The organism is Leifsonia sp. PS1209 (assembly GCF_012317045.1).
GTDB lineage: Bacteria > Actinomycetota > Actinomycetes > Actinomycetales > Microbacteriaceae > Leifsonia.
Map to the genome: position 1 here is coordinate 3,027,694 of NZ_CP051154.1, position 14,872 is coordinate 3,042,565.

Consider the following 14,872-nt stretch of genomic DNA (forward strand, 5'->3'; position numbering starts at 1 on the left):
CGGCGGATGCGTGCATCCACCGGGCCCTCCCACCCTGCGTCGAGCTCTAGCTCAGGCGAGCCTTGAGGTTCTCACCGAGGGTCGCGAGGAACTCCTCGGTGGTCTGGTACGGCTGGTCCGGGCCGACGAGGAGCGCGAGGTCCTTCGTCATCTTGCCCGACTCGACCGTCTTGATGACCACGTCTTCGAGGGTGTGCGTGAAGTCGATGAGCTCCTGGTTGCCGTCGAGCTTGCCGCGGTGCGCGAGGCCGCGCGTCCAGGCGTAGATCGAGGCGATCGGGTTGGTCGACGTGGGCTTGCCCTGCTGGTGCTGGCGGTAGTGGCGGGTGACCGTACCGTGTGCAGCCTCCGCCTCGACGACCTTGCCGTCCGGGGTGGTGAGCACGGAGGTCATCAGGCCGAGCGAGCCGAAGCCCTGCGCGACGGTGTCGGACTGCACGTCGCCGTCGTAGTTCTTGCAGGCCCAGACGTATCCGCCCTCCCACTTGAGGCTGGATGCGACCATGTCGTCGATCAGACGGTGCTCGTAGGTGAGCCCGGCCGCCTCGAACTTCTCCTTGTACTCGGTGTCGAAGACCTCCTGGAACAGGTCCTTGAAACGGCCGTCGTACGCCTTGAGGATGGTGTTCTTGGTCGACAGGTAGACCGGATACTGGCGGTCGAGACCGTAGTTGAACGACGCGCGGGCGAAGTCGCGGATCGACGCATCCTGGTTGTACATGCCCATCGCGACACCGGCGCCCGGCGCCTGATAGATCTCGAAGGACTGGGCCTCTCCGCCGTCGGCCGGCTGGAAGCTCATCGTGAGCGTGCCGGGGCCGTCGAAGGTGAAGTCGGTGGCGCGGTACTGGTCGCCGAACGCATGACGGCCGATGACGATCGGCTTGTTCCAGCCGGGCACCAGGCGCGGGATGTTCGAGATGATGATCGGCTCACGGAACACGACACCACCGAGGATGTTGCGGATCGTGCCGTTCGGGCTGCGCCACATCTTCTTCAGGCCGAACTCCTCGACACGCGCCTCGTCGGGCGTGATCGTGGCGCACTTGACGCCGACACCGTGCTTCAGGATGGCGTTCGCCGCATCCACGGTGATCTGGTCGTCGGTCTCGTCGCGCTTCTCGATGCCGAGGTCGTAGTACTCGAGGTTCACGTCGAGGTACGGGTGGATGAGGGAGTCTTTGATCGCCTGCCAGATGATGCGAGTCATCTCGTCGCCGTCGAGTTCGACGACGGTGCCTTCAACCTTGATCTTGTCCAATGGATCTCCTGTGGTCTGTGCCGTTTTTCAGCCGTCGACAGCTTACCCGAGGCACGCAACTATCTTGACATCGAGACAAATTCCCTCAGCGGATCGGCAGGCTGCGCGACTATGCCAGCATCCCTCGCGCACGTTACCCTTTCGATATGGCTGAGTTGAGACTTGAAGAGTTGAGCGCGTCGAACGTTGTGGCGGCGAACGCTCTCACGCTGAAGCCGGGCCAGGAGCAGTTCGTCGCTCCTGTGTCGTACTCGGCCGCGGCCGCCGTCACCAATCCGCAGACCTCCTGGCAGCGCGTCGTCACCGACGGCGACGAGGTCGTCGGGTTCATCATGGGCAACTTCGACCCGGAGGCCGAGCACGAAGAGTTCCGCTCGATCCTCTGGCGCATCAACGTGGATGCGGACGACCAGGGTCGCGGCATCGGCACGTTCGCGGTCCACTCGCTCGCCGACGAGGCGCGCAACCGCGGGCTCTCGCGGCTCTACGTCATCTGGGAGCCCGGCGAGCTCGGTCCTGAGCAGTTCTTCCTCCGCAGCGGCTTCCAGCCCATCGGCGAGACCCAGTACGGCGAGACGATCGGTGCCCTCGAGCTCTGAGCGGAGCGGCGCGACCGGCGACGGCCGCACGGACGACGACGGCCGCACCGACGACGACGCCCAGCCGTTCGTCGAGCGCGTCCTCTCCGTTGTCGAGTCGATCCCGTCCGGCAGGGTGATGACCTACGGCGACGTGGCCGCCACCCTGGGATCGCGCGCCGCGCGCATGGTCGGCCAGATCATGGCCTACTACGGCAGCGGCTACCCGTGGTGGCGCGTGGTGCGGGCGAGCGGTCACCCTCCCGCCAACCACGAGCACATCGCGCTGCAGTACTACCGCGCGGAGGGCACGCCCCTCCTCGGCGGGGGAACGGCCGCGTACCGCGTCGACCTGCCGGCCGCCCGATACACTCCATAGCAGGGTCATCCCAGCGACCGATGCACTGCTCAGCTTGATCGTGTTGACTGGTGAGGTCTGTCTACCGCACCTTCAGGAGTCTTCGTGCACCGTATCCGTCTCGTCGGTCTCGCCGCGTCTGCCGCCGTCCTCGCCGTGACCCTCTCCGGATGCTCTGTCGTCGCCGCGTTCGTCCCTCACGTCGACGCGGCGATCTACGACTCCGCCAAGGAGTTCAAGGCGGCATCCACCGCCGCGTTCGGGTCGCCGACGTTCGTCCCAGACGACGCCACGATCATCCGGGTCGACTACGACACCAAGGGCGCGGGCGCCATCCTCACGTACGCGTCGAAGACGCATTTCGTCGCGGGCACCTGCGAGAAGCCGGCGCCCATCCCGAAGCCGACGGTGCAGGACAGCTGGTGGCCGGTCGACGGCATCCCCGCCCAGGGCGTGAGCTGCCCGGGCGGCTGGACGGCGTTCCTCATCGGCGATCAGGTCTACGCGGCGACGCCGAAGAACTAGCGGGAACGCATCCCGCTACTGCCCGCTACTCCGCGCTCTGCGCTGCGTGCGGTGCGGGGATGGTGAGCTCGATGATCGTCCCGAGCCCCGCGACGGACTGAACCTCCGCGTGCCCGTCGACGGCCTCGACGCGGTCGCGGATCCCGCCGAGCCCTCCCCCCGGTTCGACGCGGGCTCCGCCCTGGCCGTCGTCCTTCACGACCACCGTCACGGTCCCGTCCGTCCGGCTCACGCTCACCGAGCAGTTGCGCGCCTGCGAGTGCTTCGCCGCGTTCGCGAGCGCTTCCGACACCGAGAAGTAGATCGTCTCCTCGATCACGTCCGGCAGCCGGTGCGGCACGTCGACGTGCACCTCGACCGGGAGATGGCTGCGGTTGGCGAGCTCTTCGATCGCCGACGCCAGGTCGCCGTCGGTGAGCACCGTCGGGTGGATGCCCCTCGCCAGCTCCCGCAGCTCCCGCAGGGCGTCCGCCAGTTGGGTGGATGCGCGCGCCAGGTCGTCTGCGAGCTCGGCGCTCCCGGCCGTCTCGGCTTTCGCCGTCGCGATCCGCAGGCTGATGGCGAGCGAGACGAGCTGCTGCTGCGACCCGTCGTGCAGGTCGCGCTCCAGCCGACGCCTGGCGAGGTAGCCCTCCTCGACGATGCGGAGACGCGACTCGCGCACCTCCTGCAGGGTGCGCTCGAGCTTCTGCCGCAACCGGTCGTTGTCGACGGAGAGCAGCAGGGCGGAGGACACCGCATCCAGCAGCCTGTCGTCCTGACTGAGGGCCACGTCGTGCTCGATCAGCGCGATCGGGCCCTGGTCGGAGTCGATCGTGAGGGTGGAGCGGCCAGGCCGCTGCGGTCCGCCGCCATCGGCGATGCGTTCGCCGTCGCTGGTCTCGAAGCCCTCCAGGTGATCGTCCCACCAGTAGACGCGCAACGAACTGTCGTGCAGCGTGCGGGCGAGGCTCGACTCCCAGAGCGCCCTGTCGACTCTGTCGCGGGCGACGATCACCAGGTCGGCCACCCTCGATCGCAGTCCGCGCGCGTAGAGCACGCCGCCGACGTACGACGGCGGGATGAGCGCGATCGCCAGCGGAGGCACGAACTGCAGCCAGCCGCTGTCCCAGCCGAGGGTGAAGCTCACTGAGTCCTGCACGGTGCCGTAGCACCAGAGCAGCAGCGCGAGCGGCATCACGAACGCCACCCTCCGTGCGGGCAGGGTCGACTGGAACCAGCGCATCGCGAGCCTCACCGCGACGGTCAGCAACAGGGCGAGCCCGGCCAGCCGCCAGCCGACACCGAACCAGAAGTCCGCTCCGTCGCTCGGGACGATCGCGTACGCGTTCGGGACGCACCCGCACTCGGCGGGCGTCGGCGACGAGAACAGCAGGATGCCCGCGAAGCGCACGAGGAAGGCGACGGACACGGCGATGACGATCCAGCGGTCGAAGCGCGAGACGATTCTGCCGGTCGGATACGACAGCACCAGGATCCCGACCAGCACCGCCCACAGGTCGGTCACGCCCTCCAGCAGCGGCCACAGCCAGCCGATGTCCCTGACGATCGGATACCAGGCGCCCGCCGCCCAGAACAGGGATGCGCCGACCATCAGCCACCCGGCGATGGGACTGCGCACCACCTTCCACGCGACGATCGCGCATCCGGCGTAGACCAGCGCGACGAGCACGAACACGATCGCCCAGCCGATGCCCTGCGGGCGCGGCCCGTAGTCGCCGGTCATGGCGCTCACGATCTGGGCGACGACGTTTGCCGCGACCGCGATCACGACGGCGAGCGAGCGGAGCCAGAGTCGCGCGGCCCTCATCCCGGCCCCTGTCCCTGCCTCAGACGTCCCGGCCGAGGAAGCGCAGCACGGCGAGCACGCGCCGGTGACCTTCCGCGGAGTCCTCGACGTCGAGCTTCGACATGATGTGGCCGATGTGGGACTCCACCGTGCGCAGGCTGAGGTGCAGGTCGGCCGCGATGCCGGCGTTCGACTTGCCTTCCGCCATCAGCCGGATCACGTCGCGCTCCCTGGCAGAGAGCGTGTCGAGCGACACCGTCGCCGACCGAGCCGAGACAAGCAACTGCACGACCTCCGGGTCGACCACCGAGCCGCCCGCCGCGACGCTGCGCACGGCGTTGACCAGGGTGTTCGCGTCGGCGACGCGGTCCTTCAGCAGATATCCCGTGCCGCTTCCCGCGCTCATCGCGCGGATCGCGTACGAGGCCGTCGTGTACATCGACAGCAGCAGCACCCCCACCTGGGACCCGGATGCGCGCAGCTCTTCGAGAGCGCGCAGCCCCTCGTCCGTGTGGGTCGGCGGCATCTTGATGTCGAGCACGACGGCGTCGATGTCCCGGTCGCTGTCGACCACGGCCAGAAGCTCCTCCGCCGAGTCGACGGAGGCGACGACGTCCAGCCCGCCCGCGCGCAGTATCTGTCCGATCCCTTCGCGGAGCAGTACCGCGTCATCGGCGACAGCGACACGCAGCGAGCGCGGCTCACTGCTGATTCCCGCGACCACGCGCTTACCTTAGCAGGCTGCGAATCGCCTCGCCGCTCAGTTCTGCTTTGCTGATGAAGCCCTCTGCCCCGCTGTCGGCGACGCGGTGCCCGTAGTCGCGCACGGAGCGACTGGAGGTGAGCACGACGGCGGCCCCCGTGGCGTGCATGGCGGAGACGAGTTCGAACCCGCTGGTGTCCGGCAGGGCGATGTCGAGGAGCACCACGTCGGGGGTGAGTCTGCGGCTCAGCTCGACACCGCGAGCTCCCGTGTCAGCGTCCCCGACGACCGAGAACTTCTCCAGTTTCAGCAGTTCTGCCGCCTGTGCACGGAAGCGCGCGTGGTCGTCGACGATCACAACGCGGAGGCACATGCCGACAATCATCGCCGAACGCGCTTTCGAAAGCATCCGTGCCTCCACGCAAACGAATGGGGTGGCCCCCCGGATGTGGGTCACACCCCCCAGGGCCAGCATGTGAGTAAGCCGACCAGAACCCGAGGGATGCCGCCCGGCCCGACGAACGGCATCCCACTGGCCGACACCCAGAGCGAGGAGAAAGGCCATGTTCACCGCAACCCGACCCGCACGGCCGAACGGCGCGCAACCCGAAGGCGCGCCGCCGGCTGCGGGGGTGGACCTGGACAGGAGCGCCGTGCCGGAGCCCGACTTCGACATCGACGAACTCGTGGCACGACACAGCCTTCCGCTCGTCGTGATCGACGTGGCCCGCGCAGCACGGCAGTACCGTGCGCTGCGGGAGGCGTTCCCGAACGTCGAGGTGCACTACGACGTGAGCGCGCTCGCGCATCCCGCCCTCATCGCGGCGGTCGCGGAGTCCGGCGGATCGTTCGTCGCCGCCCATGACGGAGCCCTCGCCGCGCTGACCGCGTCGCAGTCCGACCTGCGCCGCGTGCTGCACGCGACAGCGGCGACGCACCCGCACGAGGTGCTCGCCGCGTACAACGCCGGCGTCCGCCGGTTCGTCGTCGACGGACCGGCGGACGTCGAGAAGTTCGCCTCTGCGCCGCACGACCTCGCCCTGGTGGTGCGGTTGCAGCCGCACACTCCCCCGCAGGCGGCGCACGTCGCCCCGCGCGGGGTGACAGCACGGGATGCGCACCGCGTCGTCCGCGACGCCGCCGCCCTGGGCGTGCGGATCGCCGGGTTCTCGCTCAGCACCCGGCCAGGCGCGAGCTGCTCGGACTACGTCGCCGCCATCGCGCGGACCGCCGGGGTGATGGCGGACGTGCAGGCCGCGACCGGCGCACGTTTCGACGTCCTCGACCTCGGCGACGGGTTTCCCGGCCGGGCCGCCAGGCGGCCGGGCGAGCGGGCCGAACTGGCCAGGGCGATCCGCGCTATCGTCGCCCCAGGCACCTCCCGGGTCACCGTGACCGCGTCGGCCGGGCACGCGGTGACGGCCGGCTGCATCACGATCATCGGCGGGACGGTCGAACGCGATGTCGACCCGTTCACCGCCAGCGAGTGCATCGACGCAGGGGCGGAGGTCGCGGTGCTCATCGACGGCGACCAGCCGCACCCACTGCTGCGTCTCCCCTTCTTCCGGGCGGTCGCCACGAGCGGACACCGCATCCTCCGTAGCGTCCAGCGCGGGAGAACCACCGGGTCCACGGCGGGCTGAACTTCAACCCCTCTGTTCGCCGGACACGGCGGCGGGGGAAGCGGCACCTGCCGCCTCCCCCGCCGGAACCGGACTGGGTGGCCGTATCGATAAATTGCATGTTCAGTGTTTCAGCTCTAATGTTGTCTCGTGTGACATACAAATATCGAACAACCATCGCCGTTCTCGCCGCGACAGCCGTCATCGTGCCGACGACCGGCTTCGCCCCCGCCACGATCCCCTCACCTCCCATCTACACCGTCGTGGGAACCGTCTTCGCCGACGCGAACGCCAACGGCTCCCACGACTTCGGCGAACCCCTGCTCTCGAGAGTCTCGGTCTCGCTCTACGCCACCGCCGACGACGCGAGCGCCACGGCGAACCCCGTGACAACCACCACCACCAGCGCGCTGGGCACGTATCGCGTCGGTGCCCTGCCCGGCGGCACGTACTACCTCTCGGCCGATGTTGCCGGCGCCTCCGTGGTTCCCGTCACGGTCGGCGCTCTGAACCTGATCCAGACGGCCGACATCGCCGCCGCGCCGAAGGGCGCGCTCACCGCGACCGTCTTCGCAGACACCAACGGCAACGGGGTCAGGGATGCGTCGGAGACGAACCTGGACAACCAGACGATCATCCTCATCGACGTGGCGAAGACCGTCGAGCTGATCGACAGGGGCGACCTCGGCGGCCTCGATGTGGGAACCGCTGTCGCGGCGGCGATCAGCGGAAACCTCGACATCGGCGACGCGATCCACTTCCGCACCACTGCCAAGGGTGCCCCGATCGACTACCAGGGCCTCGATGCCGGCGCGTACGTCATGATGCGCTCGCCGTTCAATCTCACGGTCGGCGACGCGCTCCAGAACACGGCGCGCATCACGGCCCTCATCGACGTCATCGCCTCCGGCGACCCGGCCGCGATCCTCGCCGACCCATCGCTCCTGTCCTCCTCCGACATCAGCACGACGCCGGAGAACGAGTACATCAAGAAGCTGGCGAGGGCCCTGTCGAAGCTGGCGGACACGATCGACCCGGCCGAGGTCGACGCCTCCGTCGGACAGGATCTCGCAGCCGGCGCCCACGTCGTCGGCGGTACCATCCGCACGGTCGCCGAACTCGTCGACGCCGTACCCGCGATGCACGTCGCCGTCGTCGACCGCCGCGGCCAGGGCTGGTCTCTGACCGGTCTCACGCTCGCCAGGACCAACGACTTCCTGTTCGGCGTGCGCAAGCCGGTCAGCATCACCGGAACGGTGTTCAACGACAGCAACGGCAACGGTAAGAAGGACGTGCTCGATCTCGCGGAAGCGGTGACGCTCACGGTGTACACGGAGGACGGAGCTGCGCTCGCCAGCATCAAGACGCCGTCACTGCTCGGTTCTTACACCGTCGACAAGCTGCCATACGACACCGACCTCTACGTCGTCCTCTCCGGGACCACCAAGCGCCCGACCAATGGATACGCGGGTCGAGTCCCCGACGCCCTCGCCGGAATGACCGTCGTCGGTTCGACCAGGGTCGGCGGGGACAGCACCACCAGCTCCGTGCCGTTGACCTTCGGCGTCACCGCCAAGAAGTAGTCGCGCACGAACGCGACAGGGCGCCCGGGTCGATTCGACCCGGGCGCCCTGTCGTGGATTCACGCGGCGATCACACCAGCGAGTCCCTCCACGCGGCGTGCAGCTGCGCGAAACGGCCCGTGCCGGCGATCAGGTCGGCCGGCGTGCCGTCCTCGACGATCTTGCCGTGCTCCATCACCAGCACCCGGTCGGCGATGGCGACCGTCGACAGACGGTGGGCGATGATCACGGCCGTGCGGTCCGCGAGCAGCGTCTGCAGCGCATCCTGCACCAGGCGCTCGCTCGGGATGTCGAGCGAGCTCGTCGCCTCGTCCAGGATGAGCACGGCCGGGTTGGCGAGGAACGCCCTGGCGAACGAGATCAGCTGACGCTGACCGGCGGACACCCGGCCGCCGCGCTTGTTCACGTCGGTGTCGTAGCCGTTCGGCAGACCCCGGATGAACTCGTCGGCTCCCACGGCGCGCGCCGCCTCCACGATCTCCTCCCTGGTGGCGTCCGGCTTGCCGAGCGCAATGTTGTCGGAGACGGACCCGCTGAACAGGTACGCCTCCTGCGTCACCATCACGATCGCCCTCCGGAGGTCCTTCGGGTGCAGGTCGCGCAGATCGACGCCGTCGAGCGTGACGGAGCCGTCACTCGGGTCGTAGAACCGCGAGATCAGCTTCGCCAGCGTCGACTTGCCCGCTCCGGTGGATCCGACGAGCGCGATCGTCTGCCCGGCCGGGATGTCCAGGCTGAAGTTGGGCAGGATGACCCGGTCGCGCTTGTACGCGAACGTGACCTCGTCGAAGCGGACGTTGCCCTCCGCATCCCACAGGTCGACGGCCTTGACCGGATCAGGAACCGACGGCTCCTCCTCCAGCACGCCCGAGATCTTCTCGAGCGCAGCGGCGGCCGACTGGTAGGAGTTGTAGAACATCGCCATCTCCTCCATCGGGTCGAAGAACCGGCGCGTGTACAGCAGCGCGGCGAGCAGCACGCCGATGGCCAGCTGGCCGTCCGCCACCCGGAAGCCGCCGACGAGGAGGACGACACCGACGGTCACGTTTCCAATCATCACGAGACCGGGATCGAAGATCCCGAACAGCTGGATGACGCGGGCGTTGACGTCGCGGTAGTCCTCGACGAGGCCGCCGAACTCCTTCTCGTTGCGCTTCTCCTTGCGGAACGCCTTGACGGCGCGGATGCCCGTCATCGTCTCGACGAACTGCACGATCAGCTTCGCCGACGCCACCCGCGAGATGCGGAACAGCCTCTGCGAACGCTTCTGGAACCAGCGGGTCAGGAAGTACAGCGGCACCAGCGAGCACACCAGCACCACACCGCTCACCCAGTCGAGGGAGAACAGCGCGATGGCGATGAACAGCATGTACAGGAAGCCCTGCACCAGCTGGTTGATGCCCGAGTCGAGCAGCTCGCGGATCGAGTCCAGGTCGCTCGTCTGGCGCGAGATGATGCGGCCGGACGTGTACGACTCGTGGAACTCGAGCGAGAGCTTCTGCGTGTGCAGGAACACCCGCTTGCGCAGGTCGATCAGGATGGCCTGACTGATCCGCGCGCTCAGCACCGTGTACCAGGCGATCAGAACGGCGCCGATGACGCCGGTGAACAGGTACGCGATCCCGGCGGCCGCCAGCGGGAACCAGTCCTCCTTGAGGAGGGCCGGAAGGCCGTTGTCGATACCGAACGCGATGATCGCGGGGCCGGCCACCTGGCCTGCCGTGCTGACCACGACAACGGCTGCCGTCAGGATCAGCCGCAGGCGCAGCGGGCGCATCAGCGAACCGAGCAGGCGCAGGGACCGCTTGCGGATCTGCTTGCTCTCCTCTTTGGTGAAGTCGTTGCGCTCTTCGCCTTCGACTCCCAATACGGTCGCGGTGCTCACAGGTTCACCTCCTGAAGGATCTCTTCTGTCTGTTCGTCTTCGAGGCTCGAGATGACGAACCGGTAGTGCTCGTTCGTCTCGAGGAGCTCGTGGTGGGTGCCGACCGCTGTGATGCGGCCGTTCTCGAGCAGGGCGACCCGGTCGGCGAGCATCACCGTGGACGGACGGTGGGCGACGACCAGCGCCGTGGTGGCGGCGAGGACGCGACGGAGTGCCGCCTCGACGAGGGCCTCGGTGTCCACATCCAGTGCGGACAGCGGGTCGTCGAGCACCAGGATGGACGGGTTGGCCGCGACGGCACGCGCGAGCGCCAGGCGCTGACGCTGACCGCCGGACAGGCTGAGCCCCTCCTCGCCGACCTTCGTCTCCACGCCCTCCGGGAGGTCGTAGACGAAGCCGGCCTGGGCGATCTCGACGGCCTCGGCGAGCACGCGCTCCGCCTCCTCCGAGTTCGGGTCGAGGTCGTCACGGCCGAGCAGCACGTTCTCCCTGACCGATGCGGAGAACAGCGTGGCGTCCTCGAACGCCATCGCGATGCTCTTGCGGAGGTCGTAGCGGGTGAGGTCGCGCACATCCACGCCGTCGACGCGCAGCGAACCGCCCGTGACGTCGTAGAGCCGGGTGGTGAGGGCCGTGAGCGTCGACTTGCCGGATCCGGTGAGACCGACGAGCGCCATCGTCTCCCCCGGCTCGACCGTGAGGTCGATGCCGTCGAGGAGGTCGGGGAAGCGCTCCGGCGAATCCTGGTACCGGAAGTGCACGTCGTCGAACACGAGCTCTCCGCGCGGGTTCTCGATCTTCTTCGGCTCTGCCGGGTCCTGGATGGTGTTCGCCTCGTCCATCACCTCGAAGAACCGGTCGGCAGCCGTGCGGGTGTCGAAGGTCATCGAGAGCAGGAAGCCGATCGACTCGACAGGGAACCGCAGCACGGTCGCCGTTGCGAAGAACGCGACCAGCTCGCCGACGGACAGCTGCCCCTGCGAGGACAGCCAGACGCCGACCACCAGGCAGATGCCGAACGCCACATCCGGGACCAGCAGCAGCCAGAGCCAGATGCCGGCGATGGCCTTCGCCTTCTCGATCTCGGTGCCGCGCAGCTCCTCCGCCTGCGACTCGAACCTCTTCAGGGCGTGCTTGCCCCTGCCGAACGCCTTGAGCACACGGATGCCGTGCACCGACTCCTCGACAGCGGTCGCCAGGTCGCCGGCCTGGTCCTGGCTGCGGCGGGCGATCACCGAGTACTTGCCTTCGAAGATGAACCCGTAGATCCACAGCGGGATCGAGCAGACCAGGAAGATCAGTCCGAGGATCCAGTTCCAGCTGATCAGGATGGCGAAGCCGACGACGATCGTCACGACGTTCACCACCAGCAGCACGATGCCGAACGACAGCCACCGGCGGATGAGGCCGAGGTCGCTGACGGCGCGCGACAGCAGCTGGCCACTCGGCCAGCGGTCGTGGAACGCGACAGGCAGGTCCTGCAGCTTCTCGTAGAGACCGTTGCGCATCTTCGCCTCGACGTGCGTGCCCGGCGTGAGCACGAACCAGCGGCGGAGCGAGATGAACACGGCCTCGGCCGCGCCCAGCCCGACGACGAGCAGCGCCGCCGGCCACACGGCCGACGAGTCACCCGTCGACAGCGGTCCGTCGACCAGCCAGCGGAGCACCTGCGGGATGCTCAGTGCGACCAGGCTGGCGAGGAGGGCGGCGACCATGCCGAGCAGGATGCGCGGAGCAGCCGACTTGGCGAACGGCAGGATGCGCAGCAGAGTCCGCACGGTGCCCGCCCGTGCTTTCGTATCTTTTTGTGGGGGGTGCTGATGAGTTTCAGCGACAGACATTATCGATCCGTTTTCTTGTGTAGTGATTGCTTCGCGGGTCAGACAGTGACCCGATTCTGAGCGTGCTGAGAGGTCGTGCGGGGTCGTCAAAAGGGAGCGTTCCACCGGGGGTGGACTCCGCGGACCGTGGATGGTCCGCGCGACGTGCCGACGACGGTCAGCCGGGAAGCATGTCCTGCCTGGGACCTACCAGGCGGGGGCTGGCTCCGGGGACGCATAAGCGACGGCGGCGACGAGTCCGAACCCGATCATGGTTCGTGTGTTCTCGGTCGTTGTCATGGCGTCCTCCCTAGCCCGAATGCGTTCACGTAAATGCCGCCTAGGCAGCCCTACAGCCTATGGCCGCGCACAGCCGATGCACAAGAGGGGAAAGAAAAACGATCGCTTTCGGTTACCGGATGCGGATGGAGAGGCAGGTCACGCATCCCTCGAGCTTCTCGAACTCGCTGATGTCGACCTGCACGACCGTGTATCCGAGGTCCTCGACCAGCGCGACCGACGCGGGCGCGGACGACGACATCAGCACCGTGTCGTCCGAGAGGACCACGACGGCGGTGCCGTGCGCCTCGGGAACGGGGAGGAAGCGCTCGAACACGCTGGGGTTGTCCACGAGCGGCTCGTAGCCGATGACCGTGCCGTCGGGCAGCGCGGTCACAGCCGTCTTGAGGTGCAGCGCCTTGGTCACCGGAACGCCGACCACGGTGTAGCCGAGCGGTGCGACGAGAGCGCGCAGCTGGCGGATGCCCTCCGCGTTGGTGCGGCCGCCACGGCCGACGTAGACGGTCGAGCCGACCTTGAGCACGTCCCCGCCGTCGAGCGTCCCCGGCTCCTGGATGCGCTCGATGCGCAGTCCCTGCGCGCGCAGCGCCGCCTCGGTGCCCGGGGTCTCCGCACGGCGCGAGTCCGCGCCAGGGAGGCTGATCACGGCTGTGTCGCCGAACACGATGGCCGTGTCCTCGACGAAGACGGAGTCCGCGAGCCCGTCTGCGCTCGCGACCTCGACGGTCTGCCAGCCGGCCTGGGAGAGGGCGGCGACGTACGCATCCCACTGCTTGTCGGCGAGTTCGGCATCCACCGGCTCGCGGTCGATGTGGGTGACGAGGCCGTCCGCCAGGTTGGTGGCCGGGATGCGGACGAGCGCGATCCTGGTGCCGGAGCCGAAGGCCGACTCGTCGTCGATGGCGTGGTAGACCGCGTATCCGGCGGTGGGCAGCGCGATGGCGACCGCGAGCCAGAACGGCAGGTTCAGCCCGATGAAGGACTGGAAGATCTGCGCCCAGGCCGCGGCGGCGAAACCGACATTCAGAGCGGTGAACAGCACGATCGTGCCGAGCAGGGTGCTCACCAGCGCCACGACGACACCCGTGATGACAGCGATCCAGCGACGGACCAGGCCGCCGAGGAGTGCCGCGGCGAAGGTGAGCACCAGTGCGACCAGCGCGTTGTACATCACGTATGGCGTGATGCTTCCGAGCGCTGCGGCGTTCAGCTGGTTGGCCGCCAGCAGAACGAAGGTCGCCGCGATGAACGCGATAGCGCCCACCGCGACGGCAGCGGAAACGGATGCGATGAGCCGGCGGCCCCACGAAGTCGTCATGGGAACCAACCCTAGCGGAGCGTTTCTATGCGTTTGCTGGCTCGCGCAGGCGCGCGAGCGCGATCTCCTCCGCGGCTTCGAGCGTGGTGATCCCGCGCTCCTCGGCGACGGCGAAGATCTCGGTGACGGTGTCGCCGATCCGCTCCACCCTCTCCTGCGTGGCGGCAGCGGATGCGTCCTCCTCGTTCATCATCGAGAGGAAGATCACCCCGCCCGCGTTCACGACGAAGTCGGGCGCCCAGAGGATGCCGCGCGCCGCGAGACGCTCCGCTCCCGCGCGGTGCGCGAGCTGGTTGTTGGCGGGACCGACCACGGCCTTGACCCGCAGCTCGTCGATCACCGTGTCCGTCAGCACGCCGCCGACACCGGCGGGCACGAACAGGTCGCCCTCGACGGTGTGCGCCTCGGCCGGCTCCACCCAGCGTGCGCCGAGCGCATCCGCCAGTGCGCGCTTCGCCGGGTTGACGTCGGTGACCGTGAGCTCGGCGCCCTCGCTCGCGAGCCGCATCGCGATGATCGAGCCGACGTGGCCGAGCCCGAGGACGGTGACGCGGCGACCGGCCACCGAGCGGGTGCCGACAGCGCGCTCCAACGTCGAGAGCAGCCCGGCGTACACACCGGCCGCCGTCGCGTCGCTCGGCTCTCCGACGCCGCCTTCGGAGGACGGGAGGCCGCAGACGTGCGCCGTGCGCGTCGCGACGATCGACATGTCCTCGGCCGAGGTGCCGACGTCTTCGGCGGTCATGTACGCGCCGCCGAGGCTCTCCACGGCGTCGCCGAGGTCGAGCATCAGCTCGTAGCGCTGTTCGTTCGTGAGCACCGTGCCGCGCGGGAGGTAGACGACCGTCTTCCCTCCGCCGCGGTTGAGGCCGGCGGCCGCGTTCTTGAGGGTCATGCCCTCCGCGAGCCGGAGCGAGTCCGCAACCGCCTCCGCCCAGGAGTCGTACGTCCAGACACGGCAGCCGCCGAGCGCGGGGCCGAGGATGGTGGAGTGCACCGCGACGCTGATGGTCAGGCCGCTCCGCCTCCCCTTCACGACATGCAGCGTTTCGTGCGGCAGGTTCACTCCGGTCGTTTCGACCAGTTCAGCGGGCAGGACGGACATCGGTGTCTCCTCGTGGGATCGCGGT

General features: G+C 68.4%; 13 protein-coding genes. 5 read left to right on the top strand and 8 right to left on the bottom strand.

Features of this window, described 5'->3' with window-relative positions:
• Window positions 1–46: 46 nt before the first annotated feature.
• The gene (locus HF024_RS14405) at window positions 47–1,261 is read right to left on the bottom strand and encodes an NADP-dependent isocitrate dehydrogenase (RefSeq protein ID WP_085370189.1); all 1,215 of its coding nucleotides are present in this window, start codon (window positions 1,259–1,261) and stop codon (window positions 47–49) included.
• Window positions 1,262–1,407: 146 nt separating this feature from the next.
• On the opposite strand from HF024_RS14405, the gene HF024_RS14410 reads away from it, so the two are divergent.
• From HF024_RS14410 to HF024_RS14420, 3 genes are all read left to right on the top strand, one after another.
• Window positions 1,408–1,860 (top strand): GNAT family N-acetyltransferase, encoded by a 453-nt coding sequence (locus HF024_RS14410; RefSeq protein WP_085370190.1) that lies wholly within the window; start codon window positions 1,408–1,410, stop codon window positions 1,858–1,860.
• A complete protein-coding gene (locus HF024_RS14415) occupies window positions 1,844–2,218 on the top strand; it encodes an MGMT family protein (RefSeq protein ID WP_168690000.1) in 375 nt (124 codons plus the stop codon). Before HF024_RS14410 ends, HF024_RS14415 begins: the two co-directional genes overlap by 17 nt.
• 84 nt (window positions 2,219–2,302) lie before the next feature.
• On the top strand, window positions 2,303–2,722 hold the full coding sequence (locus HF024_RS14420) for a hypothetical protein (protein ID WP_085370192.1): 420 nt from the start codon (window positions 2,303–2,305) through the stop codon (window positions 2,720–2,722).
• Window positions 2,723–2,747: 25 nt separating this feature from the next.
• Here the strand turns inward: HF024_RS14420 and HF024_RS14425 are convergent, their stop codons facing one another.
• From HF024_RS14425 to HF024_RS14435, 3 genes are read right to left on the bottom strand one after another with little or no spacing between them, the layout of a single operon-like run.
• A complete protein-coding gene (locus HF024_RS14425) occupies window positions 2,748–4,532 on the bottom strand; it encodes a sensor histidine kinase (RefSeq protein WP_168690001.1) in 1,785 nt (594 codons plus the stop codon).
• 19 nt (window positions 4,533–4,551) lie between these two features.
• Window positions 4,552–5,235, bottom strand: coding sequence for a response regulator transcription factor (locus tag HF024_RS14430; protein WP_247597130.1), 684 nt, complete (start codon window positions 5,233–5,235; stop codon window positions 4,552–4,554).
• Window positions 5,236–5,239: 4 nt separating this feature from the next.
• Window positions 5,240–5,587 carry a response regulator gene (locus HF024_RS14435; protein ID WP_168690922.1) on the bottom strand — a complete coding sequence of 116 codons (348 nt, stop codon included), beginning with the start codon at window positions 5,585–5,587 and terminating at the stop codon, window positions 5,240–5,242.
• A gap of 190 nt (window positions 5,588–5,777) precedes the next feature.
• Between HF024_RS14435 and HF024_RS14440 the strand changes: the two genes are divergently transcribed.
• Both HF024_RS14440 and HF024_RS14445 read left to right on the top strand, forming a co-directional pair.
• Window positions 5,778–6,857, top strand: coding sequence for a hypothetical protein (locus tag HF024_RS14440; RefSeq protein ID WP_168690002.1), 1,080 nt, complete (start codon window positions 5,778–5,780; stop codon window positions 6,855–6,857).
• A gap of 131 nt (window positions 6,858–6,988) precedes the next feature.
• The gene (locus tag HF024_RS14445) at window positions 6,989–8,419 is read left to right on the top strand and encodes an SdrD B-like domain-containing protein (RefSeq protein ID WP_168690003.1); all 1,431 of its coding nucleotides are present in this window, start codon (window positions 6,989–6,991) and stop codon (window positions 8,417–8,419) included.
• Between the two features lie 70 nt (window positions 8,420–8,489).
• On the opposite strand, the gene HF024_RS14450 is transcribed toward HF024_RS14445, so the two are convergent.
• From HF024_RS14450 to HF024_RS14465, 4 genes are all read right to left on the bottom strand, one after another.
• Entirely contained in the window at window positions 8,490–10,304 is a 1,815-nt protein-coding gene (locus tag HF024_RS14450) for an ABC transporter ATP-binding protein (RefSeq protein WP_085370198.1), read from the bottom strand.
• Window positions 10,301–12,145, bottom strand: coding sequence for an ABC transporter ATP-binding protein (locus HF024_RS14455; RefSeq protein ID WP_085370199.1), 1,845 nt, complete (start codon window positions 12,143–12,145; stop codon window positions 10,301–10,303). Before HF024_RS14455 ends, HF024_RS14450 begins: the two co-directional genes overlap by 4 nt.
• Window positions 12,146–12,536: 391 nt before the next feature.
• Entirely contained in the window at window positions 12,537–13,742 is a 1,206-nt protein-coding gene (ddaH, locus tag HF024_RS14460) for a dimethylargininase (protein ID WP_168690004.1), read from the bottom strand.
• 25 nt (window positions 13,743–13,767) lie between these two features.
• A complete protein-coding gene (locus tag HF024_RS14465; RefSeq protein WP_085370201.1) occupies window positions 13,768–14,847 on the bottom strand; it encodes a Glu/Leu/Phe/Val dehydrogenase family protein in 1,080 nt (359 codons plus the stop codon).
• Window positions 14,848–14,872 lie beyond the last annotated feature (25 nt).